Source organism: Porticoccaceae bacterium LTM1, from assembly GCA_030252795.1.
GTDB lineage: Bacteria > Pseudomonadota > Gammaproteobacteria > Pseudomonadales > Porticoccaceae > SCSIO-12696.
In genome coordinates this window covers 1,091,125-1,112,902 of the sequence record CP127080.1, presented here as the reverse complement: position 1 = coordinate 1,112,902, position 21,778 = coordinate 1,091,125, and the positions used below count along the sequence as shown (strand labels likewise).

The window sequence follows — 21,778 nt, the reverse complement described above, 5'->3', positions numbered from 1 at the left end:
ATCCTGGCCGTTAGGCCTTAGCGCTCACAGATTTCGTCAGCGTTAAAGAAGTAAGCAATTTCGCGAGCAGCAGACTCGGCAGAGTCAGAGCCGTGTACAGCGTTGGCGTCGATGGTTTCAGCGAAGTCAGCGCGGATGGTGCCAGCAGCAGCTTCTTTCGGGTTAGTAGCACCCATCAACTCGCGGTTCATAGCGATAGCGTTCTCACCTTCCAGAACCTGTACAACTACCGGGCCAGAAGTCATGAATTCAACCAGAGCCGGGAAGAAAGGACGCTCTTTGTGCTCGGCGTAGAAACCACCAGCGGTCTCGTCAGTCAGACGAACCATTTTCATAGCAACAATTTTCAAGCCGGCTTTTTCAAAGCGAGCATCGATTTCACCAATAACGTTTTTGGCTACTGCATCAGGCTTGACGATAGACAGGGTGCGTTCGACTGCCATGGGACCATATCTCCAAAATAAATTAACAACCACATTCGAGGCCAAATCAGCCCCATTCAAAATCGGTGGCGAATTTTACTCTTGACAACAGATACTTACAAGAAAAGCTTGGTAGCACGAGAAGGATTCTGGTCAAAATAGCTCAGGACCTATCGACACTGACTGAAATTTCGCTACAGGAGGCCTTTTCAGGCCGAATCAGGCCACCAGCAGCTCCCGGAAGCGATCCACGGGAACAGGCATGCTGTAATACGCACCCTGATAGCTGTCACAACCCACCTTGCTCAGTAAAGTAAGGGCATCCACATCCTCCACCCCTTCCGCCACGACATGCAGGCCGTACTGGCGGGATACCGCCATGATCGCCTCTACAACCCCATAGCTTTCCGGGTCAAAGGGAATATTGCGAATGAATACTCGATCGATCTTCAGGTGATCAAATGGCAGTCGCTTCAGATAGATCATTGAAGAGTAGCCAATACCAAAGTCATCAATAGAGAAGCAGGCACCCAGCGACTTGATAGCGTTCATCTTTTCGATCACTTGATCGACATCGTCGATAAGCAGGTTTTCGGTGATTTCGAAGTTCAGGTACCGTGGATCAATGTTGTAACTGGAGATACTGTGCTGGACCACTTCCAGCAATTGGGGATCCCGGAATTGCCTTGGGCTGATATTTATCGCCAGACGCATACCTTCCTGCCACAGCCCCTGATCTATAAAACTGCGCAGGTATTCGCAAGCAGTGCGAATGACCCAGTGCCCTACCTGGACAATCAGGCCGGAGGCCTCCAGTACCGGAATAAATTCCGAAGGCATATTGTGACTGCGCTCAGGATTGAGCCAGCGAAGCAAGACTTCACCACCGATTACTCGCCCGGAATTTACATCCACTTGAGGCTGGATATAGAGCGCAAACTCCTGGTTATCAATCGCCTTGCGCAGACGAATATTGAGCCCTACCTGACGCTTGGCTTTTTCGGTAATGCTGTGATCAAAGAACGCTACCGTATTGCGACCCTGACGTTTTGCCTCATACATGGCGGTATCAGCAAACTGAAGCGCACGCTCGGCAGATAACTCATCATCAGACAACAGTGCAATGCCAACACTGGCGGTGAGCACCAACTCATGACCATCAATAAAAATCGGCGTCGCCACCGCTTCACAGATCTGCTCTGCCACCTGCTGGGCCTGCCAGGCAGTTTGTGACAATTGATCCGGGCCTTTTACCAAACCGCCTGGCTTGAACAGCACATATTCATCGCCATTCATTCGAACCAGGATATCATCCGGCAGTATCAGGTCAGACAGCACCGCAGCAATACGCTTGATTACCTGATCGCCGGCATTGTGGCCCCAGGAATCATTTATATCCTTGAACTCATCCAGATCAATTTTGAGCAACGCACCAATCTGCTCCGAGCGATCAGTACCAGCCAGATAGCGATCCAGCACCTGCTTGAGATATTGGCGATTGGGAAGCTGGGTCAGCGGATCAAAGAAGTTTTCATCCAGCTGATTGCTCTTGGTGGTTACTTCGCGGGAAGTGGCAACCGATTGAGGCGGCAGAACGATCTCCTCAAGTGTTGGTATGCTCTCTTCCGACAAACTCTCTTGTAAGTTTTCCTGTTCCTCCGAGGCTACAGACTCCAGGAATTCAATCGGTTCGCTTTCTGGAACTTCCAGCGCTTCCTGCGTCGGCTTTGGATTTGATTCTTCAGCAAAAACAGGCTTGCTACCAACTGAGTCCGCCGCCACCTCCATCAGTGTAATGAGGCATTCCGAGGTGGAACCATCAATCGGTTTTACGCAAAGTTCAATTTTTTGATTTTCGGCATCTTCACTGCTGCAGCTCCAGATAAGGCGTTGCTTATCCTCTTTTAAAGCTCGCTTGATTTGCAGCTTCAGTCCAAGTAATTGGGTTGATTCATCGCCGGAGATTTCGTCGAGACAGGTACCGAGAAGCTGGTTGCGTTCGCAGTTTAGGAGTCTTTCCGCTTTGGGGTTGGATTCAATACAGGTGCCGTACGCAAAGAATAGGAGACCGTATGGAGAACTCTCCATCAAGATTCTATGAAGCTCCGACTTAGAGCTCATGGCTTCCCCAATCTCTTTTTATGATTGCTTTGTTATTGTGACTCACTTCTCATTCTAGCAGCAGTTTACTGCATTTGTCACAACCCCGATAGCGCCTTATTCCAAGGGTCGCAAAGGGTTAATCCATTTCCTCGATCCAGGCAGCCTGAATAGCCTCGAGTATTTTCTCCCCGCAATGACCGGGATCATCGTCGAATTCATCCAGCGCCAGAATCCAGTCGCGCAGGTCTACAAAATTCACGTAGCGCGGATCCACATCGGTATGCGTATCCGCCAACTCGATGGCTATATCCTGAATATCGCTCCACTTCATCTGACTGCTCCGCTGTGTAATCACCGCTGGCGCTATTCTCGACAGTGGTTATTAGTGATTTTCAGACACCATATTTATAGTGTATTTGGGTATTTCTATCACGAGATCTTCATCGGCGACCAGCGCCTGACAGCTCAGTCTGGAATCGGGATCTACACCCCAGGCCTTATCCAGGTAATCCTCTTCAAGTTCATCGGCCTCTTCCAGCGACTCAAAACCTTCCCGCACCCAAACATGGCAGGTAGTGCAGGCACAGGATTTTTCGCAGGCATGCTCGATGTGAATACCATTTTGCAGGGCCGCATCGCAGACACTGACACCTGATTCAACTTCAATCACTTTGCCTTCCGGACAAATGGTCTCGTGAGGCATAAATACAATCTTGGGCATTTTCTCTCCAATAACACTCGGCTAGCCAAGGTCATCCAGTTTTTGACCGGCAAGTGCCTTTTTAATGCTGTTGTCCATGCGACGGGCGGCAAACTCCTCACTGCCTCTGGACACCGCCTCTATTTGCCGTGCGATGGCACGATAGTCATCGCCCTTCGCGATACCAGCCAGCTCATCCAGCGACTTCTGCAGGCAATGATACTCTTGTTCAGACAGTAGCGTTTCACCATCCTGCGCCAGTGCAGCATTCAGGTCTTCAATCAACCGACCGGCCTCCACCTGCTGCTCGCGTAAAGCCCTGGCTTTCATATCGTCTTTAGCGTGCTCAAAAGAGTCCTGCAACATGCTGGCAACTTCATTGTCGGACAAGCCGTAGGACGGCTTCACTTCAACATGAGCCTCAACTCCGCTGGACAGCTCTTTCGCTGTCACACTCAACAGACCATCCGCGTCCACCTGAAAGGTGACTCGAATCTGCGCAGCACCAGCCACCATCGGCGGCATATTGCGCAATTCAAAACGCGCCAGCGAACGGTTGTCGGAAACCAGTTCACGCTCACCCTGTAACACATGAATGGCCATAGCAGTCTGGCCATCCTTGTAAGTAGTAAATTCCTGCGCCTTGGCCACTGGAATGGTGGTATTGCGATGGATAATTTTTTCCATCAGGCCACCCATGGTTTCAAGCCCCAACGAGAGTGGAATCACGTCCAGCAGCAGCATTTCATCATCGGGCTTATTGCCCACCAACACGTCTGCCTGAAGTGCAGCACCAATCGCCACCACCCGATCGGGATCGATGTTGGTAAGCGGCTCTTTGCCAAACAGCTCGGCGACTTTTTCGCGCACTCGCGGCACACGCGTGGAGCCACCAACCATAACCACGTTGATAACATCGGATGCATCGATACCGGCATCGCGCAGCGATTTGCGACAGGCACGAAGGGTGCGCTGAATCAGTGGCTCAATTAATTGCTCGAAATACTCACGGGTAACAGCGCCCTGCCAACCGGTTACGGAAATTTCAGTGGAGTCAGCATCGGACAGATTTTCTTTTGCCGCCTGCGCTGCATCCAGAAGCTCACGCTGTTGAGCGGGAGAAAGACTTTCCGGAAGGCCAGCCTGCTGGCGAATCCACTCGGCCAGTGCGTGGTCAAAATCATCGCCACCCAATGCAGAGTCACCGCCCGTGGCGAGCACTTCAAACACCCCGCGAGACAGGCGCAAAATGGAAATATCAAAGGTGCCGCCACCGAGATCGTAAACCGCAATAACGCCCTCATCACCTTGATCCAAACCGTACGCCACAGCGGCTGCAGTTGGCTCATTCAACAGGCGCAATACCTTAATACCGGCAAGCGTCGCTGCGTCTTTGGTGGCTTGACGCTGGGCGTCGTCAAAATAGGCAGGAACGGTAATAACAGCACCATCCAAGGGCGCATCAAGAGAAGCTTCAGAGCGAGCGGCCAACTCTTTTAAAATTTCTGCAGAAGCCTGGACCGGACTGATTTTCCCCGCCGCGGTAATAAAACGAACCATGCCTTCCTGCTCGGCAAATTCGTAAGGCAACTCGGTACCGAAGCGCTTAATATCACTCGCACCGCGCCCCATAAAACGCTTTACAGACAACAGGGTATTCAGCGAATCAGCAGCGGCATTGGTGCGCGCATCCCAACCAACAGATACATCGTCTGCACTGTAACGAACTGCAGAAGGCAGAATATGGCGCCCCTGCTCGTCGGGCAATGTTTCGGCACTGCCGCTGCGGACGGTTGCCACCAGCGAGTTGGTGGTCCCCAGATCAATACCTACCGCATGACGACGCTGATGAGGTTCTGGGGAGCAGCCCGGTTCTGATATCTGCAATAAACTCAATGTACTCTGCCTTTCTTTAAATCGTTCAGTTGTTCTATTCGTCGTCCAGCTGCTCTTCCAGCAATTCCACTTCAGCCAGGAATTTCACCAGAAACTGCATTTTCGCCACGGTAGCCTCAGCATCGGAATAATTTTCCTGCTGAAATTGCTGTGAAAAATCATCCTGTTGCTGTCGATAATCACCCTGGGCGCGATCCCGCAAACCATCCAGCGCAGCAAATGGGTCAGACTGTTCACGCACTTCAGCCAACGCCTCGCGCAACTCCATCTGCTCCATCAAAAATACCGGATCATTACTGACAGTTTTTTCACCACTGCTGTCGACATCTTTTAACGACAACAAGTATTGAGCTCGTTTTAACGGTGATTTCAGGGTATCAAATGCCTGATTTATAGTAGCCGCCCACTGTACGGCGAGCAGCCTGTCCCGCTCGGCTTTGCCGGCAAATCGGTCAGGGTGAAACTCTTTCTGCAATTCGCGGTAACGATCCGACAGTGCCGCCAAATCCGGTGAAAATGTTTCCGGAATACCGAATATTTCAAAGTAGTTATTGGTAAATTCCACGTGAATTTCCAAGTGGTTCAAGTTGCGGACTTCGCCAGATAAAACAAAGGTGGATTTTGCCTTAGCCAATCCACCTCTCTTGTATTCAAAACGATGTATGGTTAAACGTGGAATGACTCTCCACAACCACACTCATCCTTGACGTTGGGATTATTAAACTTGAAGCCTTCGTTCAACCCCTCTTTGACGAAATCCAGTTCGGTGCCGTCCAGGTAGGCAAAACTTTTAGGATCGATAAACAGTTTTACACCGTCTCCTTCGATTACGGCATCGGCACTGTCGGCTTCGTCAACAAACTCCAACACATAGGAGAGACCGGAACAGCCGGAAGTGCGAACGCCCAATCGAATACCGAGTCCCTTGCCGCGCTTTTCCAGGTGACGACGCACATGTTCTTCAGCGGCCGGGGTCATCGTAATTGCCATTGTATTCACAACTCCTTAGTTTTACTCGGCGCTTTCGCCACGCTTGCTGCGCACATCTTTAATCGCTGCCTTAATGGCGTCTTCCGCCAGTACCGAGCAGTGAATTTTTACTGGTGGCAGGGCCAACTCTTCGGCCAGTTCGGTGTTTTTAATTGCACCGGCCTCTTCAAGGGTCTTGCCCTTCACCCACTCGGTGAGCAGGGAGCTGGAAGCAATAGCAGAACCGCAACCGTAGGTTTTGAATTTGGCGTCTTCGATAACCCCATCTTCGTTCACCTGAATTTGCAGACGCATTACGTCACCACAAGCAGGCGCACCCACCATGCCTGTGCCAACATTGGAAGATTTTTCATCCATCTTGCCGACGTTGCGCGGGTTTTCGTAGTGATCCAGAACTTTTTCGCTGTATGCCATTTCAAATTCTCCCGATGCCGATTTCGTTCAACATCATTACTGATTAGTGTGCGGTCCACACGACCTGATTGAGGTCGACGCCGTCTTTATACATATCCCAAAGCGGGGAAAGTTCACGCAGTTTCGACACTGCGTCACCCACTTTACTGATGGCATAATCCACTTCTTCCTCGGTGGTAAAACGACCGATGCTGAAGCGCAGTGAACTGTGTGCCAACTCATCATTCAGACCCAGTGCACGCAGCACGTAGGAAGGTTCAAGACTGGCAGAGGTACAGGCAGAACCAGACGAAATTGCCAGATCCTTGAGCGCCATAATCAGCGACTCACCCTCAACATAGTTAAAACTCACGTTCAAAATACCGGGAACATGGTGCTCGGCAGAACCGTTCAAATGCACCTCTTCGATATCCTTTAGACCATTCCAAAGGCGATCTCTCAGCGCATTGATACGAATTACTTCTTCGGCCATCTCTTCTTTGGCGATTCGGAAGGCTTCACCCATGCCAACAATCTGGTGGGTTGCCAGGGTACCGGAACGCATGCCGCGCTCGTGACCACCGCCGTGCATTTGTGCTTCGATACGAACACGAGGCTTGCGGCGAACATACAGTGCACCCATGCCTTTCGGGCCGTAAATCTTGTGTGCAGAGAACGACATCATGTCGACCTTCATGGTCTCCATATCGATCGGCAGCTTGCCAGCACTCTGGGCCGCATCCACATGGAAAAAGACTTTGCGCTCACGGCAGATTTCGCCGATAGCAGCGATATCGTTAACAGAACCCACTTCGTTATTTACATGCATCAGTGACACAACAGTGGTGTCTTCACGGATCGCATCGGCAACAACCTGCGGCTCGATAATGCCTTCGGCGTTTGGCTCCAGGTAAGTCACCTCATAGCCTTCACGCTCCAGCTGACGGCAGGTGTCCAGAACCGCTTTGTGCTCAATTTTCGAAGTAATGATGTGCTTGCCGCGTCTCTGGTTGAACTGGGCACACCCCTTGATGGCCAAGTTGTCGGATTCGGTAGCACCGGAAGTCCAGACAATCTCGCGCGGATCGGCATTGATCAGGTCAGCAACCTGACGACGAGCATCTTCAACCAGCTCTTCCGCCTGCCAGCCAAAAGCGTGGGAACGGGAAGCCGGGTTGCCGTACACACCCTCAGTGGTCAAGCACTCGGCCATTTTGGCGGCAACACGCGGATCCACCGGGGTGGTGGCGGCATTGTCAAAGTAAATAGGTAATTTCATCAACTCATCACTCCACATCTTATGCTGATGCTTCAGTAGCAGGGATTCGGTCGCCTTCAGGCGAAATTTTGGCCGCTTCCTGATCCTGGCGCTGACAGATAGTCTGCACCTCAGCTCTGGAAGTCAGGTCGGCCAAGCTGATGCCACTGAGAAACTGGTAAATCTGGTCACTGAGATCCTGCCACAAATTGTGGGTAAGACAGATCTCGCCTTCTTGGCAATTGCCGCCACCGGAACAGTTGGTGGCATCAACTGATTCATTTACGGCATCAATAATTACCGCAACGTCGATCTCCGAGTCCGGACGACTCAATCGGTATCCGCCACCTGGTCCGCGCACACTGCACACCAGGCCATTCTGACGCAGCTTGGCAAACAGCTGCTCCAGATAGGACAGCGAAATACCCTGCCGGCGGGAAATGTCCGCCAGACTGATCGGTCCTTCCTGGCCGTGGAGCGCCAAGTCAAGCATGGCGGTTACGGCGTATCTTCCTCGGGTTGTCAAACGCATGGCATCGCAACTCTTTTTGAACAGACCTCCATTATGGAAAAAACCTACCTTTTTAGTCAAGTAAATAACACACTGAAACAGTAGGAATTAACCATCAACCTAGAATTACTTATCACCTTTCTGGTCAATCAGGTCATTCAGTTGCCTTGCTGCCCGCTGAATCGACGTCAACATACCGCGCAAAATCGCCAACTCCATCTCGTCGAGACGAATACGCCCAAACAATCGACGCAACCTGGCCATGGTCTGGCGCGGGTTATCGCGATTGTGAAAATCAATATCCACCAATGCCTGCTCCAGATGCTCGTAATAGCGCTCCAAAGCGTCGTGCTTGGCGGGAGGAATATCCCAATCATTCAGGTCCGGCAGACCACCCTCTTCTGCTTCCAGCGCCGCCATACGAGCTTCGTAGGTCAACACCTGCACCGCTGCCGCCAAATTGAGGGAACTGTAATCAGGGTTAGTCGGGATATGAACGTGATAGGTACATCGCTGCAGCTCTTCATTGGTCAGTCCGCGATCTTCACGACCAAAAACCAGTGCCACTTCGTGCACGCTTGCTTCACTTGCAGCTTGTCGGCCACACTCGCGCGGGTTGAGCATCGGCCAGGGAATACCACGGGAACGGGCACTGGTTCCCACCACCATGCCACATCCAGCAACAGCCTCTTCAAGAGTATCAACAATCACTGCATTATCGAGCACATCCAGGGCGTGGGCAGCCCGTTGCAATGCACGCGGCGATGGGTACTCTTTGGGGTCAACCAGGTAGAGCTTCTCCAGGCCCATGTTCTTCATGGCACGGGCCACACCGCCGATATTTCCGGGGTGGGTGGTGTTAACTAACACTACACGGATTTTCTTGAGGATATCGGTCATCGGGCTGCTCGAATCAAAAAACGCGCGGATTCTACCACTCACCACCCCCAGATAACATACTCCGTAGAAAAGCTGGAGCATCGGTATCGATTTTGCTAGAATCGCGCGCCTCAGGAACCGGGGACTTACCCCAAAGCGTTCCACGCTCTTTTTCTTCTTTAACATTGCTATCTACGGGATACCCATGGAACCCACGGTTAATATTGCCCTGCGCGCAGCGCGCAAGGCTGGCGAGCTCATCGTGCGCGCCACTGAACAGCTGGACAAAGTAAAAGTCGACCAGAAAGGTCATAACGACTTTGTTACCGAAATTGACCAGGCCGCCGAGCGCGAGATTCTGTTCCATCTTCGCAAAGCCTATCCGGATCATCGCTTTATCAGCGAGGAGAGCGGAGAGACTGGCAATCCCGATAGCAATACTGTCTGGATTATCGATCCACTCGACGGCACCACCAACTTCATTCGCGGCATTCCCCACTGTGCGGTTTCAATCGCCTGTACCATTAATGGTCGCCTTGAGCACGCCGTGGTTTACGATCCGTTCAAAAACGAAGAATTCACTGCCAGCCGCGGCCGCGGCGCACAACTGAATGGCCGTCGCATTCGCGTTACCGGTCGCACCGAAATGGCCGGCGCCCTGATCGCCACCGGCATTCCGTTCAGCGATCCGTCATTCAGCGAGATGAGCAACTACCTGGCCTGCATGCACGATATGGCTAAAAATTCTTCCGGCATTCGTCGCATCGGTGTTGCCTCACTGGACCTCGCCTACCTCGCAGCCGGTCGCTTTGATTGCTTCTGGGAAATGCACCTGAAGCCTTGGGACATCGCCGCAGGCGTGCTGCTGATCAAAGAAGCCGGTGGCCTTGTGTGTGACTTCCAGGGCGGTGAGAACTACATGGAAAGCGGCCACGTGGTTGCTGCCAGCCCACGTCTGCTGAAGCCGACCCTGAAAGTGGTTGGCAAGCATTTGGGGCATGTGAAGTAACCGGTTACAGCCTGAAACGAAAACGGGATGATCTTTGCAGGTCATCCCGTTTTTTATTGAAGTGCTTTTACGCCTCAGGCAAATGGATTGGCCTTACGCGAGCGCAGCATACTCTCCTTCAGCACCTTCTTGCGACCAGGATTATCCAGCACAGACCACTCCCGAATCTCATCCGCAGTACGAAAACAGCCCATACAGACATCCTCATCGTCAAGGGCACAAACTGATATACACGGCGATGGTATTGGCTTTTCAATGTCACTCATAAAATCTTTCTACAACAGTTAACTGCGGTTAATTCGGGTCTTGATGGGCGGATATTGCAACTGTATCGACGCCCCGCAAGACCGATTCAAAAAGTCCACCAGAACACCCAGAGTAAACCCCCAGATCCGGTAGCCGGCGAAATGATAACAGGGAAGCGAATATTCCTCACCCGCCAATGGAAATACATCACGCGTCAAATGGTCTTCATTCAACAGGTAATCCAGTGGAACGGAAAAGACTGAATCCAACTCCTGTGGGTCGGGACTGAATTCCAGGCCCGGATTGATAACACCAACGTAGGGCGTGACCTTCACCCCCATTCGGGTCGACCCTGTAGGCAAAGTCGCGATTAACTCTACCCCCTCGGGATGCAGCGCTATCTCTTCGTGGCTTTCCCGCAGCGCTGTATCCAGCAGGCTATTATCCTGCTCTTCCCACATACCTCCGGGAAATGCCACCTCCCCCGGATGATCTTTAAGGTGATCCGCTCGCCTGATCAAAATAACCTCTGGCCGCTTCTCACGAGTCAGCGCCAGCAGTACAGCCGCCTGACGAGGCTGATCAGCCCCGGGCACTATGGGGTTAACCGGAAAGGATTCCAGATTTTGGACAATGATATCAAGCATAACAGTTCTCTACAGCAGTACTGTTATACTGCCTTTATTCCTGCAGTAAGGTAAAGGTTAAGATGAATTTTTGCAGTCACTGTGGCCAACCTGTCCACTTTAAAATTCCTGAAGGCGATGATCGGCAGCGTCATGTATGCAGTGCTTGTAACACAATTCACTACATCAACCCCAGAATTGTCACCGGCTGCCTGCCAACTTACGAAGGGCGCGTACTTCTCTGTCGCAGGGCTATAGAACCGCGCTACGGATTTTGGACACTCCCGGCCGGGTTTATGGAAAACGGCGAGACCACTGAGCAAGGTGCTGCTCGCGAGTGCTGGGAAGAAGCTAACGCCAATGTAAGGATTGGCGAGCTGTACACAATGACCAGTATTCCCACAATCAATCAGGTTCACCTCTTCTACCATGCCGAACTCATTGAACCGACATTTGCCTGTGGACCGGAAAGCCTTGAAGTGGAGCTTTTTGAGGAGGATCAGATCCCCTGGAATGAGCTATCATTTACAGCCGTAAAATTTACCCTGAAACGATATTTTGAAGATCGCCGTAACAATCACTTCCCACTGCATTCCGGCTTCGCCAGCAGCTCACCCGATGGTCACTGGCACTGGACTCCTCACGACACTGAAAAATAAAACAGCTGAATCAGCTTTCTTGCAGGCAGTAATGCTCATAGAGCACCTTAAGCAACTTCAGCACAACCGGGTTGTCGATTTTATATATCTGCTCAAGGCCTTGCCGGGTAGGCGAAACAAGCCCTTCCTGACGCATCTTGGTCAAATGCTGGGATAACGCCGATTGACTCAGACCCACAGTATCCACTAACTCCCCAACCGATCGAGGCGACTCACAAAGCAAACAAAGGATCTTCAGCCTGCCCGGATTGGCCAACAACTTCATAACCGCACTGGCCTGATCGACCTTTTGCTCCATGTCACTTAACGTCATCTGCATGATGCTATCCACCAAAAGTAAATTAGAACTTGCTAATATTGTTGATCAATTATATAAATATCCAGGTTGAAGACAATACATTGAGGATTACCTCCATATGAAATGGCGTCAAATTACTCCCCAACAGTTCCAGCAAGAGGTCAACTGGCAATCAGACTCCGTTGTAGACGTACGAAGCCCGGCAGAACACAAAAGCCAGCATGTAACCGGAGCCATCAACCTGCCCCTGGACAACCTGAAGGCTGAACAGCTTTCCGGCAGTAAAATCTACCTTCTTTGCAAATCTGGAAAGCGCGCTACCATGGCGGCTGAGAAGCTCTGCGACAACTACGAGGGTGAACTGATTGTGATTGAGGGCGGCACCGACAGTTGTGCGGCAAACGGAATCCCTTGCACAAGTTCTGGCAAGCAGCACATGTCCCTTGAACGTCAAGTTCGAATTGCTGCTGGCAGCCTGGTGGTATTAGGTTGCCTGCTGGGATACATGGTAAACAGCGGTTTTTACCTACTCAGTACTTTTGTCGGTGCTGGCCTGGTGTTTGCCGGCATCACTGACACCTGCGGCATGGGCATGCTGATCAGCAAAATGCCGTGGAACAAGCGTTAATAAAAAAGCGAAAACAGATCCAAGCTCTGTTTTCGCTATTCTTTCAGTCAGTGTCAATTGAACTTATGTCTATTTACTTTTGCAGAGATTGATATTTACCGAGAAAACGCTTTGCTCGCTCAATATGCTTAAGCAGCTCTTCATCTTCCGGCGCAAGAGACAGAGCCTCACTCCAGATATCCAATGCCTGCTGAACCTCTCCCGCTGAATAGGCCGCCTGCCCCTTGGCAATCACACTCTGGATCTGCACATGAATACTCTCCTCAAGCTGGTGTTTGAGAACATCATTCTGAGGCGCACTTTCATCAATTTCTCGCATTTCTGCCAATAATTCCCGGGCTTTTTGGTAATCCCTTATTTTCCAGGCATCCTGGAACTCACCCAATAACTCAGTGTAACGTAGCTGACGTTTTTCCCGGCGTTCACCCACATGCTTCAACCAGCGCTCATCAAGTTCCTGGCGAACCTGTTTTAACGCTTTTTGATTCATCTCATTGGACTTGAGATCATTGGCAAGCTTCAAATATTCCTTCGCCTTTCCGTAATCTCCCTGCTCCAAGGCTGCCATGCCGCGCTCACTGATAAACTCAGCAGCCTCATCACGGCGCTCCTTATACGCCTCAAGATCTTTACGGGCTCTTCTGGAATCTTTATCAGCCTCATAAATGCGCTGACGGTATTGTCCCTCTTCCAAAAGGTTTTTTGCTAAAAGAAGGTTGAGCTCTTCCTTCTGTTCATTGATATATTCTTCACGATAACTCTGAAATGCCCCATAAGCCCGATGAGTTTCACTATTTTCAGGGAGGCGAGATAAAGCCTCATCAAATAACTCATACAATTCCTGCCACTTACTTTGAGCCTGGAATTCCCGAACCTTATCCAGGACTCTGGCATCATAAGCTCGGGCTTTTTGGGTGATTCCGGCACGTTGACTCTGGAAAGCCTGGTAGTCAGGAGAGCTTGTAGAAATTTGATCAATCACATCAAGCGCAGCCCGGTACTGCTGCCCCTGCACCAACTCCGCCAACAACTCAGGGTCAGGGGATGATTTACCCGGCCAACTAAAGTCAAAACTGCTGCAACCGCTCAAAAGTGCAGCGGTCAACAACCAGCATCCATATTTCATGCAGATCTCCGTTGATGCACCAGATCTTCAATCAAACTCTCTACCGACCGCTGTTGGTGCAATTCTATGTCGGCCACGTTATATATATTTATTGTTTGCGCCTTACCACGCACTCTGATTTCACGTTTTTCACCTACGTGAACCTTGCGCTGTTTAGACAACTCATTGTACAGAGTTTCTTCAATCACAATTTGACCTGCTTCCGCTTCCGAGCAGAGTCTCGACGCCAAATTGACAGCATCACCAACCACGGTGTACTCCATTCGCTCTGTAGAACCAATCATTCCAGCTACCATATCGCCACTATTGATACCAATACGCAACTGGACCGGGAACTTACCCTCCTTCTCACGAATAGCATTAAGTTCAGCCAATACACGCTGCATTACAACCGCACAAGCTACAGCATTATATTTCTGGTTTTCGTTAGGCTCTGGCGCTCCAAACAACACCATAATGCAATCGCCAATGTATTTATCGATAGTGCCGAAGTAAAACCGACAACAGCGGTTCAGGTAATTGAAGAACTCATTGAGAAACTCACTCACCTGTTGTGGTGTCATGGTTTCGGAAAGACTGGTAAATCCGACAATATCAGCAAAGAGAACTGTGGCACTGACATGCTCTCCACCTACACCAACATCATCAATGTTATTGATGATCTTGCGAGCAATGTCTTTCGAAAGCAACGACTCTAAACGCCCCTCAACCGCTGACTTGTGCAACAGGCCCTGGCCCATCTGGTTGATGGCTTCAATGAGCTCACCTATCTCATCACTGCGCTGGTCATCAATAACAAAACTATTGCCATTGCCAATCGCCTCAGTGGCCTGAACCAGCCTTTCTATGGGGCGCGACATACGCTTACCCATCACTACCGCCAGGGGCACAATAGAGACACAGAGCAACAATGTAATGATTAAAATAGCTTGCAGAGCCTGATTGTAAATCGTGCTCATTTGGTCTGCCGGTAGAGTTACCGCCACATAACCGGCAGTAACATCCTTGAATGTAACCGGGCTAAGGCGAGTTAGAGCATATTTGAAGCTCGGTTCACCTATCAGCTCCCTGGGATCAAACAGCGATGCATCAATCAGCTGCTCAGACTGGTCAAAATCAAGCAGTGATAGAGACGGTGTAGCACCGGCACTCACAACCAGATTGCGATCATGATCGTAAACCGCAGCACCCAGAATACGGTCACTTTGAGTGGCGAAGTTGAGCAACACTTCCAATTCAAGGCTTTGGTCGGTGAACAGCGGCTCCGTCACTGTCGCCGCAAGCTGGCTGACAATTACCGCACTGTAGTCTTGAAGCTGACTGCGAATCAGTCGCTCCTGATAACTGTACACCGCCCAAGCCAGAATACTCATACCTACCAACAGCAGCACACTGATGCTTACACCGAGTTTTACGGAAATAGAAATCCGGCGCCTGCGAGCCGGATACGGCTTGTCGGTTTCGTTATTCGCTGTATTTTGCGTGTCGGTCATAAGGTTATCGGCTGGGTAGGCTTACGTTTTTCCGATTCAGGCATGCTGCAAGAGCCTAAATGAGAACCTTCGCACAGTTTTCTTTGAGTGCCAAATAAGATACTGGGTAGACATCCAAGGCCAACCGTGAATGATCGTTCCTGCATCATTTCTCCATTTCACGCTTATCGTTATTATTTTCCTAACACCGCCCACATTCTCGAAACAATATACCGATCTAGAGCGATTTAAGCTTACAGTCTACCACAAGATTTTGACCAATTTATTTACTGATATCGTTCTCTGATCTGCTAAATCCGGATGCGTACATTACCACTTACCACCAGATGCGACGACCATGATTTATCAATGGAGATCGCTGTATCTGAGAAGTTTGAAATTTGGATTGATCCACATCAACCAATAATCTAAAATTTCAGTAATTTCTGAAAATTCAAACACTAGGATACCGTCATGGAACTCACTCACTCCATTCAAACCTTCGTTATGCACTTTGGCGAGATGGGCAGCCGTTGGGGCATGAACCGAACAGTAAGCCAGATCTACGCCCTGTTGATGATCTCTGAACAACCTCTCAATGCCGACCAGATTGTCGAGTGCCTGGGTATCTCGCGCTCTAATGTGAGTATGGGCCTAAAGGAATTGCAGTCGTGGAACCTGTTGCGCCTGCACAGTATTCCCGGTGACCGCAAGGATTACTACGGCACTCCGGATGACATCTGGGAGATTGCCCGAACACTGATTGAAGAACGACGCAAGCGCGAGATTGACCCCACCCTTTCCATGCTGCGCAATTTACTGATGAAAAACCCTGTCAATGAATCCGAGCATTACGCTCACCAGCGTATCAACGAAATGCACACCATGATCGAACTGCTCACCGGCTGGAGCAATGATATGCAGCGCCTCAGCTCAGATCGACTTTCACAATTGATGAAGCTGGGTGCCGGAGTCAGCAAGGTTCTGGATATGACTGACAAGCTGAAAGGCAAATCCGGTGGAGGGCAAAACTGATGTTGAATACCTCCCTGCTATCACTTGCAACAGTGGCCGCCAGCAGCCTGCCTCCCGATGCAGGCTCAGCCGCAGAATCCGTTGTTACGCTCGCCCGAATCCAGTTTGCCGCCAACATCTCTTTCCACATTCTATTCCCAACCATCTCCATCTCCCTGTGCTGGATCCTGCTGTTTTTCAAACTTCGCTTTCGCAAAACCGGTGACTCCAGCTGGATGGATGCCTACAAATTTTGGGTAAAGATATTTGCACTGACGTTTGCATTGGGCGTAGTCAGCGGCATCACTATGTCATTCCAGTTCGGAACCAACTGGCCTGGTTTTATGGAAACCGTGGGCAATATTGCCGGACCGCTACTGGCCTATGAGGTGCTGACTGCATTTTTCATGGAGGCCACATTTTTGGGCATTATGCTGTTTGGCATGGGACGAGTCTCCGAGCGCACCCACACCATTGCTACCTGGCTCGTTGCGGTGGGTACCACACTGTCAGCATTCTGGATCTTGTCGCTGAACTCCTGGATGCATACCCCTGCCGGGCATGAAATGATTGATGGTATCGCCCATCCGTTGAACTGGTGGGAGATTATATTTAACCCTTCAATGCCCTACCGGCTGACTCACATGTTACTGGCCTGTGGTTTGACTGGTGCTTTTCTGGTCGCGGGAATTTCTGCTTATCGACTTCTTCGCGGTGATCGACAACGCTCTGTCCATCTGGCTTTTCGTACAGGGACGATTCTCGCCGCACTACTTATTCCCATTCAGATTTTTATGGGCGATTTGCACGGCTTGAATACTTTTAAACACCAGCCTGAAAAAATTGCCGCCATCGAAGCAGTGTGGGAAACAGAGACGAATGTCCCGCTACTGTTATTTGCGCTACCCAATGAGCAGGAAAGAAAAAATGATCTGGCTCTGGGTGCACCCGATCTTGCCAGCCTGATTTTGACGCACGATAAAAATGGTGAAATCACCGGATTAAATGATTTTGAATCCCACCCTCCTGTAGCTCCACTATTTTGGGGATTTCGAATCATGGTCGGCATCGGTCTCTTAATGCTGGCAGTTTCCTGGCTCTCTAGCTGGCTGGGCCGAAATCACCGCCCCCTACCCCAATGGTTGATGCGCACTCTCGTGGGTATGACATTTACCGGCTGGATCGCCACCCTGGCGGGCTGGTATGTCACTGAAATTGGCCGGCAACCCTGGCTTGTTCGTGGAATATTAACAACCGCAGACGCGGCTGCGCCGGTACCGGCAGCCAATCTAGGCTTGACTCTGTCTATGTATTTTTCTCTCTATGTGGTGCTGCTTACTGCCTATATCAGCACACTGTTTTTACTGGCCAGAAAAGCAGGTCAGGAAAATCAACCTGTCGATTCCGAAAGAACCCTATCCGAAGATACTCTGCATAAAGGTACATTGGCATGAATGAAGCCACCATTTATCCGCTGATCTTCGCCGGCCTCATGGCCCTGGCGATGCTGATATATGCCATCCTCGATGGCTATGACCTTGGGGTTGGTATTCTTTTGCCGTTCAGCAAACGCGGCGAGAACGATGCACAACGGGATCGTATGATCGCCTCCATCGGTCCTTTCTGGGATGCCAATGAAACCTGGCTGGTACTGGCTGTCGGCATTTTGCTGGTGGCCTTTCCCAAAGCTCACGGGATTATTCTCGGTGAACTCTATTTACCAACAGCGGCACTGCTGGCCGGACTGATTTTACGTGGTGTATCGTTTGACTTTCGCGCCAAGGCGATGGTCACCCACAAGCGCATGTGGGATCACGCCTTTCGCATCGGTTCACTAATGGCCACTTTGGCACAGGGCTATATGTTCGGCCGTTATGTGCACGGTTTTGCAGACAGCACTGGTGCAATAATCTTTGCCTGGATCAGCGCCATCTGCATGACGGCGGGTTACCATTTTATCGGCGCCTGCTGGTTGATTATGAAAACCGATGGCCAACTGCAGGGCAGAGCCGCCAAGTGGGCACGTCGGAGTTTGTGGTTTATGGCTGCGGGTATTTTGGCAGTCTGCATTGTCAATCCACTGGTGAGTGAACGCATCTTTGAAAAATGGCTATCGATTCCCAACATCATTTTGTTGGCGCCGATTCCGCTGATGACATTTTTCCTGGTCATCGCCATCGACCGTTTTTTGAAAAAATTTCCGCGCATTCCCAATAAATACTGCTGGGTCCCGTTTGCCGGTGCGGTGTTCATCTTCCTGCTCAGTTTTCACGGTTTAGCGTACAGCTTTTATCCGTTTATTGTGCCAGAGCAATTAACCATCTGGGATGCCGCAAGCGCAACCGCATCACTGAAGTTTATGCTGGTGGGTGTGGCCATTACTGTGCCAGCGATTATTGGTTATACGATTTATTCCTATCGGGTATTCTGGGGCAAGGCACAGAAGCTGTGCTACTAAATTTCCTCAAAAAAATAAAAGGGCAGCGCAAGCTGCCCTTTTATTTTTGTTACAAGTCGAATGTTTTCTCCAATTCAACAAAAAGGATACGTCCGCGGGGATCGTAGTGGGTACTATCAAATGGAGTATTCCATCGCTCGGCAAATGGAAACTTGGTATTCAGCAGATTCTGCGCACCAACTCGCAGACGAAGCGCTATGTTTTCAAAATCGTAGTAGCCAGTCAGGTCATAAGTTGTCATATGCTCCACACTGGCATCACTTACTATGCCGCTATTACCATCTCTGTTTTTATAGTGGTGGCTGTAGTAGGCATACAGGTTCGCACCATAGTTATTATGGGACCAACCGAGAGCGGCATTTGCCTTCCAACGCAACGGGCCCCCACTAAAACCGAGAGTAGAGGTTTCTGACTCAGCAATCAAAGAGGACTTCCTGCCCAATCGCATGGTGTATGTCCCGGCGAATATGGCATCGAAAGTTCCGTAATCTGTCTCCCAATTATACCTGACATTAATATCAAGTGTTTCGCTGACCACCTCATCAGAGTTGATCGGCATAGCGTTTATCACTTGCAGAAATCCATCGCTATCCCGCGTCACAACGCCTGGAAGGTTATCTTCGTTCGCAACAATTGCATTCCAGTCAAATGAGTACAAATCGAGTACATTGGTAATCGCATTTTCAAACTCAATTTTGCTGTAAGTCATCGATAGGGACAGGCCATCCAATGTGCTTGGCTGCCACTCGGCACCAACACTCAGGTTGTCAGCTTCCTCCGGTTTCAATTCCGGATTGCCATTAAAGAGTAAAGCAGCCCATACGAATGGCTGACCGAGAGGGTCCCTTGGATCCAGGGTTGGCAGTATTATAGGGTTACTGCTGAAGGGGTCTATGGAGAAAAGGTTATCCAGTGTGGGAGCCCGAAATGAAGAGCCAAGGGAGGCACGGACGGTTACATCTTCAATCGGCTGCCAGTTAACCCCCAAGCGTGGGGATGTTTTTGAATATGTTACTGATCCTGTGCGCAAACCATCAACACTTGTTTCTTCCCAGCGGGCGGCCAGGTTCATCGTCAGGCTATCCACGCCCGGCAACTGGTTGCCATTGCCTATAACAGGAATCAACACCTCGGCACTGACGGCTTTAACATCACGTGATATTTCCGGAGTCGGATAAGAGTCTGCCCGACGACTGGCAGCACCGGAATAATCCAGCTCTTCAGTCCGGTATTCTGTAGCCAGTGCCAGGTTGACCGAGCCGCCCGGTAATTCTGTAACAACGCCATCCGTGTGAAGATCGTAGGTACGCAATTCCGATACAGTGGTTGAGATCGGGTGATCAAACAAAATTGACTGCAACGTTTCCGGATTTTGGACGCTGCCATTGCCAAACAAATTCAATGCAGTCGAGGGGTCTGAGTCACTGAGAGCGTCCAATAAACCTTGACTCCAATTGAAGTCTTGATCAAACAGGGTATTTTCCCACTCGAATTTCGAATTCTCTTCAGATTGCATGACGTAGCCCCCGACTCTCCACTCATTGAATGGCAGATCCAGAGTAAAACCTACTGTAGCATCCAGCCTCTCTTGATCTGTGTGGGTCGTCTCAGGAGAAATCAGCCCCATTTGAAATTCGTTCTCAAACGAATATCTCACCACCAGATTTTCACCCGTGTTATTGAATGCATTGCTGGTTGGGACGACAATACCGGAATCGACTGGGGCCCCACCCATAAAAACAGCCGAGTTCTCGCTGTAATTCAGGTCAGCAAAAACTTCCAGTTGATCACCAAACTCTTGTTTCAGCCGAAGACTTAATGATTCATTTTGAGTATCGGCTCCTGAATACTTCCGCACTCCAGCTGCTTTCTCTACATTATCAGGCGACAGGCGGCCAGTACCCGACAAGTCTGCGGGAGTAAGGGGTACGATACCGGGATCGTTAGCCGACAAGGCCCCATAGCCGCTTACCTCTTTCAAGTTATCACGCCTGTCTGTCCCGCCCATAGAGCGAAAATCTTTACTGGTAAACCCAACCTTGGCACTTTCTACAGGCTGTGTCTGGCTGGTGGAAAGATTAAGAGCCAATGAGCCGCTATCCCAACCCAGACTTACGTCTTGAGCCAGTTTGTAATTGTTTCCACCGTGGGCGACATTCTCAAAGCGGAGCGTTGTTATCGCAGAGTCAGGCAAACTGGAACCGTCTTTAAGAATAATATTGATCACGCCACCAATCGCATCGGCTCCATAGATAGCCGATGCGCCATCCAGAGAAACCTCCACCCTCTCAACCGCAGATGCCGGTATATTGGTGAGGTTGACCGAGCCGGCATTGGTGGTTGGGGAGGTAGATGTACGACGCCCATTGATCAGGACCAATGTTGCACTGGCTCCCAAGCCACGCAAGTTAGCTGCAGACGTTGCATAACCATCCTTCGACCCTGGCTCGTTAACGGTAGAAGCGCTATTGGTAGTTGATTGGTTTTGCGGGAGCGTATTCAGAATTTGTTCGACCGTGGTAAAACCACGCATGGATATCTCATCGCTGTTGATCATTACCATACTGGCCGTAGGCCTGGACCCTCTAATCCTAGAGCCGGTAACTACAACATCTTCGATCTCTTCTTCAATTTCCTTGCTATCTGCGTCGCCTTCCACACTATCCGCGAAGATTGCCACTGAGCTTTCGGACAGAAACTCGTACTTTAACCCGCTGCCGACCATTAAAATATCCAGTGCTTCAATCAGCGAGTACTCTCCCTGTAGTGCCTTGACCTGAAAGCTGCCCCCCAGGTCGCTAGGCATAATAATCTGCACACCGGCATCTTTAGCCAGCAGGCGGACCGCCTGACCGATGCTTTGACTTTGAATGTCGACCTGAATCTTGTCGTCGTCAGCGGCGAACGAATTCATGGAAACGGACAGTGCGATGGCCGAGGTAACCCCCAGGACCAGTGCATTTCTTGTAAAAATATTGCTACGTCTCATCTATCCCACCTCTTGATGTAAATGTAGTCCGCCCTGCCATTGATTTTCTATTGCAGATGGTGGCGGTATAAATTGACACGTACACACCTCCCTCTCCCCTA

Annotated in this window: 23 protein-coding genes; 6 read left to right on the top strand and 17 right to left on the bottom strand. The window is 50.4% G+C overall.

The features are described 5' to 3' along the window. Nucleotides 1-17: 17 nt before the first annotated feature. The 11 genes from ndk to trmJ all read right to left on the bottom strand — a co-directional run bounded on the left by ndk (nucleotide 18) and on the right by trmJ (nucleotide 9,173). Complete coding sequence (gene ndk / locus QP938_04885) at nucleotides 18-443, bottom strand: nucleoside-diphosphate kinase (protein WIO75247.1); 426 nt, start codon at nucleotides 441-443, stop codon at nucleotides 18-20. A 198-nt stretch (nucleotides 444-641) separates the two neighbouring features. Beyond that, nucleotides 642-2,543 (bottom strand): bifunctional diguanylate cyclase/phosphodiesterase, encoded by a 1,902-nt coding sequence (locus QP938_04880; GenBank protein WIO75246.1) that lies wholly within the window; start codon nucleotides 2,541-2,543, stop codon nucleotides 642-644. A gap of 118 nt (nucleotides 2,544-2,661) precedes the next feature. Continuing rightward, complete coding sequence (iscX, locus tag QP938_04875; GenBank protein WIO75245.1) at nucleotides 2,662-2,856, bottom strand: Fe-S cluster assembly protein IscX; 195 nt, start codon at nucleotides 2,854-2,856, stop codon at nucleotides 2,662-2,664. Nucleotides 2,857-2,907: 51 nt separating this feature from the next. Further along, nucleotides 2,908-3,246, bottom strand: coding sequence for an ISC system 2Fe-2S type ferredoxin (gene fdx, locus QP938_04870; protein WIO75244.1), 339 nt, complete (start codon nucleotides 3,244-3,246; stop codon nucleotides 2,908-2,910). 21 nt (nucleotides 3,247-3,267) lie between these two features. Further along, entirely contained in the window at nucleotides 3,268-5,121 is a 1,854-nt protein-coding gene (gene hscA / locus QP938_04865) for a Fe-S protein assembly chaperone HscA (GenBank protein WIO75243.1), read from the bottom strand. 34 nt (nucleotides 5,122-5,155) lie between these two features. Continuing rightward, the gene (gene hscB / locus QP938_04860; GenBank protein WIO75242.1) at nucleotides 5,156-5,755 is read right to left on the bottom strand and encodes a Fe-S protein assembly co-chaperone HscB; all 600 of its coding nucleotides are present in this window, start codon (nucleotides 5,753-5,755) and stop codon (nucleotides 5,156-5,158) included. Nucleotides 5,756-5,787: 32 nt separating this feature from the next. Then, a complete protein-coding gene (iscA, locus tag QP938_04855) occupies nucleotides 5,788-6,111 on the bottom strand; it encodes an iron-sulfur cluster assembly protein IscA (GenBank protein ID WIO75241.1) in 324 nt (107 codons plus the stop codon). 21 nt (nucleotides 6,112-6,132) lie between these two features. Continuing rightward, nucleotides 6,133-6,525: a Fe-S cluster assembly scaffold IscU gene (gene iscU / locus QP938_04850; GenBank protein WIO75240.1), complete on the bottom strand. Its 393-nt coding sequence runs from the start codon at nucleotides 6,523-6,525 to the stop codon at nucleotides 6,133-6,135. A 43-nt stretch (nucleotides 6,526-6,568) separates the two neighbouring features. Beyond that, a complete protein-coding gene (locus tag QP938_04845) occupies nucleotides 6,569-7,783 on the bottom strand; it encodes an IscS subfamily cysteine desulfurase (protein ID WIO75239.1) in 1,215 nt (404 codons plus the stop codon). A 19-nt stretch (nucleotides 7,784-7,802) separates the two neighbouring features. Further along, nucleotides 7,803-8,294: a Fe-S cluster assembly transcriptional regulator IscR gene (gene iscR, locus QP938_04840; GenBank protein WIO75238.1), complete on the bottom strand. Its 492-nt coding sequence runs from the start codon at nucleotides 8,292-8,294 to the stop codon at nucleotides 7,803-7,805. 105 nt (nucleotides 8,295-8,399) lie between these two features. Further along, on the bottom strand, nucleotides 8,400-9,173 hold the full coding sequence (gene trmJ, locus QP938_04835; GenBank protein ID WIO75237.1) for a tRNA (cytosine(32)/uridine(32)-2'-O)-methyltransferase TrmJ: 774 nt from the start codon (nucleotides 9,171-9,173) through the stop codon (nucleotides 8,400-8,402). 184 nt (nucleotides 9,174-9,357) lie between these two features. On the opposite strand from trmJ, the gene QP938_04830 reads away from it, so the two are divergent. Continuing rightward, nucleotides 9,358-10,161, top strand: a complete 804-nt coding sequence (locus QP938_04830) for an inositol monophosphatase family protein (GenBank protein ID WIO75236.1) — start codon at nucleotides 9,358-9,360, stop codon at nucleotides 10,159-10,161. 74 nt (nucleotides 10,162-10,235) lie between these two features. Here the strand turns inward: QP938_04830 and QP938_04825 are convergent, their stop codons facing one another. Both QP938_04825 and QP938_04820 read right to left on the bottom strand, forming a co-directional pair. After that, the gene (locus QP938_04825; protein ID WIO75235.1) at nucleotides 10,236-10,427 is read right to left on the bottom strand and encodes a DUF1289 domain-containing protein; all 192 of its coding nucleotides are present in this window, start codon (nucleotides 10,425-10,427) and stop codon (nucleotides 10,236-10,238) included. 18 nt (nucleotides 10,428-10,445) lie between these two features. Then, nucleotides 10,446-11,054, bottom strand: a complete 609-nt coding sequence (locus QP938_04820; GenBank protein WIO75234.1) for a CoA pyrophosphatase — start codon at nucleotides 11,052-11,054, stop codon at nucleotides 10,446-10,448. A 62-nt stretch (nucleotides 11,055-11,116) separates the two neighbouring features. Here QP938_04820 and QP938_04815 point away from each other — a divergent pair, with 62 nt between their 5' ends. Then, nucleotides 11,117-11,692, top strand: a complete 576-nt coding sequence (locus QP938_04815; protein ID WIO75233.1) for an NUDIX hydrolase — start codon at nucleotides 11,117-11,119, stop codon at nucleotides 11,690-11,692. A gap of 10 nt (nucleotides 11,693-11,702) precedes the next feature. On the opposite strand, the gene QP938_04810 is transcribed toward QP938_04815, so the two are convergent. After that, nucleotides 11,703-12,011 (bottom strand): metalloregulator ArsR/SmtB family transcription factor, encoded by a 309-nt coding sequence (locus tag QP938_04810; GenBank protein WIO75232.1) that lies wholly within the window; start codon nucleotides 12,009-12,011, stop codon nucleotides 11,703-11,705. Nucleotides 12,012-12,108: 97 nt separating this feature from the next. Here QP938_04810 and QP938_04805 point away from each other — a divergent pair, with 97 nt between their 5' ends. Continuing rightward, the gene (locus QP938_04805; protein ID WIO75231.1) at nucleotides 12,109-12,618 is read left to right on the top strand and encodes a rhodanese-like domain-containing protein; all 510 of its coding nucleotides are present in this window, start codon (nucleotides 12,109-12,111) and stop codon (nucleotides 12,616-12,618) included. Between the two features lie 73 nt (nucleotides 12,619-12,691). Here the strand turns inward: QP938_04805 and QP938_04800 are convergent, their stop codons facing one another. Next, nucleotides 12,692-13,744, bottom strand: coding sequence for a hypothetical protein (locus tag QP938_04800; GenBank protein ID WIO75230.1), 1,053 nt, complete (start codon nucleotides 13,742-13,744; stop codon nucleotides 12,692-12,694). Then, the gene (locus QP938_04795; GenBank protein ID WIO75229.1) at nucleotides 13,741-15,237 is read right to left on the bottom strand and encodes an adenylate/guanylate cyclase domain-containing protein; all 1,497 of its coding nucleotides are present in this window, start codon (nucleotides 15,235-15,237) and stop codon (nucleotides 13,741-13,743) included. Before QP938_04795 ends, QP938_04800 begins: the two co-directional genes overlap by 4 nt. 453 nt (nucleotides 15,238-15,690) lie before the next feature. On the opposite strand from QP938_04795, the gene QP938_04790 reads away from it, so the two are divergent. Genes QP938_04790 through QP938_04780 form a run of 3 tightly spaced genes read left to right on the top strand, consistent with a single transcriptional unit; the run spans nucleotide 15,691 to nucleotide 18,688 of the window. Continuing rightward, on the top strand, nucleotides 15,691-16,251 hold the full coding sequence (locus tag QP938_04790) for a GbsR/MarR family transcriptional regulator (GenBank protein ID WIO75228.1): 561 nt from the start codon (nucleotides 15,691-15,693) through the stop codon (nucleotides 16,249-16,251). Continuing rightward, nucleotides 16,251-17,684 carry a cytochrome ubiquinol oxidase subunit I gene (locus QP938_04785; GenBank protein WIO75227.1) on the top strand — a complete coding sequence of 478 codons (1,434 nt, stop codon included), beginning with the start codon at nucleotides 16,251-16,253 and terminating at the stop codon, nucleotides 17,682-17,684. Before QP938_04790 ends, QP938_04785 begins: the two co-directional genes overlap by 1 nt. Continuing rightward, nucleotides 17,681-18,688, top strand: a complete 1,008-nt coding sequence (locus QP938_04780; protein ID WIO75226.1) for a cytochrome d ubiquinol oxidase subunit II — start codon at nucleotides 17,681-17,683, stop codon at nucleotides 18,686-18,688. The genes QP938_04785 and QP938_04780 overlap by 4 nt, the downstream gene beginning before the upstream one ends. 49 nt (nucleotides 18,689-18,737) lie before the next feature. Here QP938_04780 and QP938_04775 read toward each other — a convergent pair whose 3' ends face one another. After that, nucleotides 18,738-21,677, bottom strand: a complete 2,940-nt coding sequence (locus tag QP938_04775; protein WIO75225.1) for a TonB-dependent receptor — start codon at nucleotides 21,675-21,677, stop codon at nucleotides 18,738-18,740. Between the last annotated feature and the right edge of the window lie 101 nt (nucleotides 21,678-21,778).

Bases quoted from the DNA above. Each gene is read 5' to 3' on its own strand.
- ndk (WIO75247.1), bottom strand. From the start codon at position 443: ATGGCAGTCGAACGCACCCTGTCTATCGTCAAGCCTGATGCAGTAGCC.
- QP938_04880 (WIO75246.1), bottom strand. From the start codon at position 2,543: ATGAGCTCTAAGTCGGAGCTTCATAGAATCTTGATGGAGAGTTCTCCA.
- iscX (WIO75245.1), bottom strand. From the start codon at position 2,856: ATGAAGTGGAGCGATATTCAGGATATAGCCATCGAGTTGGCGGATACG.
- fdx (WIO75244.1), bottom strand. From the start codon at position 3,246: ATGCCCAAGATTGTATTTATGCCTCACGAGACCATTTGTCCGGAAGGC.
- iscA (WIO75241.1), bottom strand. From the start codon at position 6,111: ATGGCAATTACGATGACCCCGGCCGCTGAAGAACATGTGCGTCGTCAC.
- iscU (WIO75240.1), bottom strand. From the start codon at position 6,525: ATGGCATACAGCGAAAAAGTTCTGGATCACTACGAAAACCCGCGCAAC.
- QP938_04845 (WIO75239.1), bottom strand. From the start codon at position 7,783: ATGAAATTACCTATTTACTTTGACAATGCCGCCACCACCCCGGTGGAT.
- iscR (WIO75238.1), bottom strand. From the start codon at position 8,294: ATGCGTTTGACAACCCGAGGAAGATACGCCGTAACCGCCATGCTTGAC.
- trmJ (WIO75237.1), bottom strand. From the start codon at position 9,173: ATGACCGATATCCTCAAGAAAATCCGTGTAGTGTTAGTTAACACCACC.
- QP938_04830 (WIO75236.1), top strand. From the start codon at position 9,358: ATGGAACCCACGGTTAATATTGCCCTGCGCGCAGCGCGCAAGGCTGGC.
- QP938_04825 (WIO75235.1), bottom strand. From the start codon at position 10,427: ATGAGTGACATTGAAAAGCCAATACCATCGCCGTGTATATCAGTTTGT.
- QP938_04820 (WIO75234.1), bottom strand. From the start codon at position 11,054: ATGCTTGATATCATTGTCCAAAATCTGGAATCCTTTCCGGTTAACCCC.
- QP938_04815 (WIO75233.1), top strand. From the start codon at position 11,117: ATGAATTTTTGCAGTCACTGTGGCCAACCTGTCCACTTTAAAATTCCT.
- QP938_04810 (WIO75232.1), bottom strand. From the start codon at position 12,011: ATGCAGATGACGTTAAGTGACATGGAGCAAAAGGTCGATCAGGCCAGT.
- QP938_04805 (WIO75231.1), top strand. From the start codon at position 12,109: ATGAAATGGCGTCAAATTACTCCCCAACAGTTCCAGCAAGAGGTCAAC.
- QP938_04800 (WIO75230.1), bottom strand. From the start codon at position 13,744: ATGAAATATGGATGCTGGTTGTTGACCGCTGCACTTTTGAGCGGTTGC.
- QP938_04795 (WIO75229.1), bottom strand. From the start codon at position 15,237: ATGACCGACACGCAAAATACAGCGAATAACGAAACCGACAAGCCGTAT.
- QP938_04790 (WIO75228.1), top strand. From the start codon at position 15,691: ATGGAACTCACTCACTCCATTCAAACCTTCGTTATGCACTTTGGCGAG.
- QP938_04785 (WIO75227.1), top strand. From the start codon at position 16,251: ATGTTGAATACCTCCCTGCTATCACTTGCAACAGTGGCCGCCAGCAGC.
- QP938_04780 (WIO75226.1), top strand. From the start codon at position 17,681: ATGAATGAAGCCACCATTTATCCGCTGATCTTCGCCGGCCTCATGGCC.
- QP938_04775 (WIO75225.1), bottom strand. From the start codon at position 21,677: ATGAGACGTAGCAATATTTTTACAAGAAATGCACTGGTCCTGGGGGTT.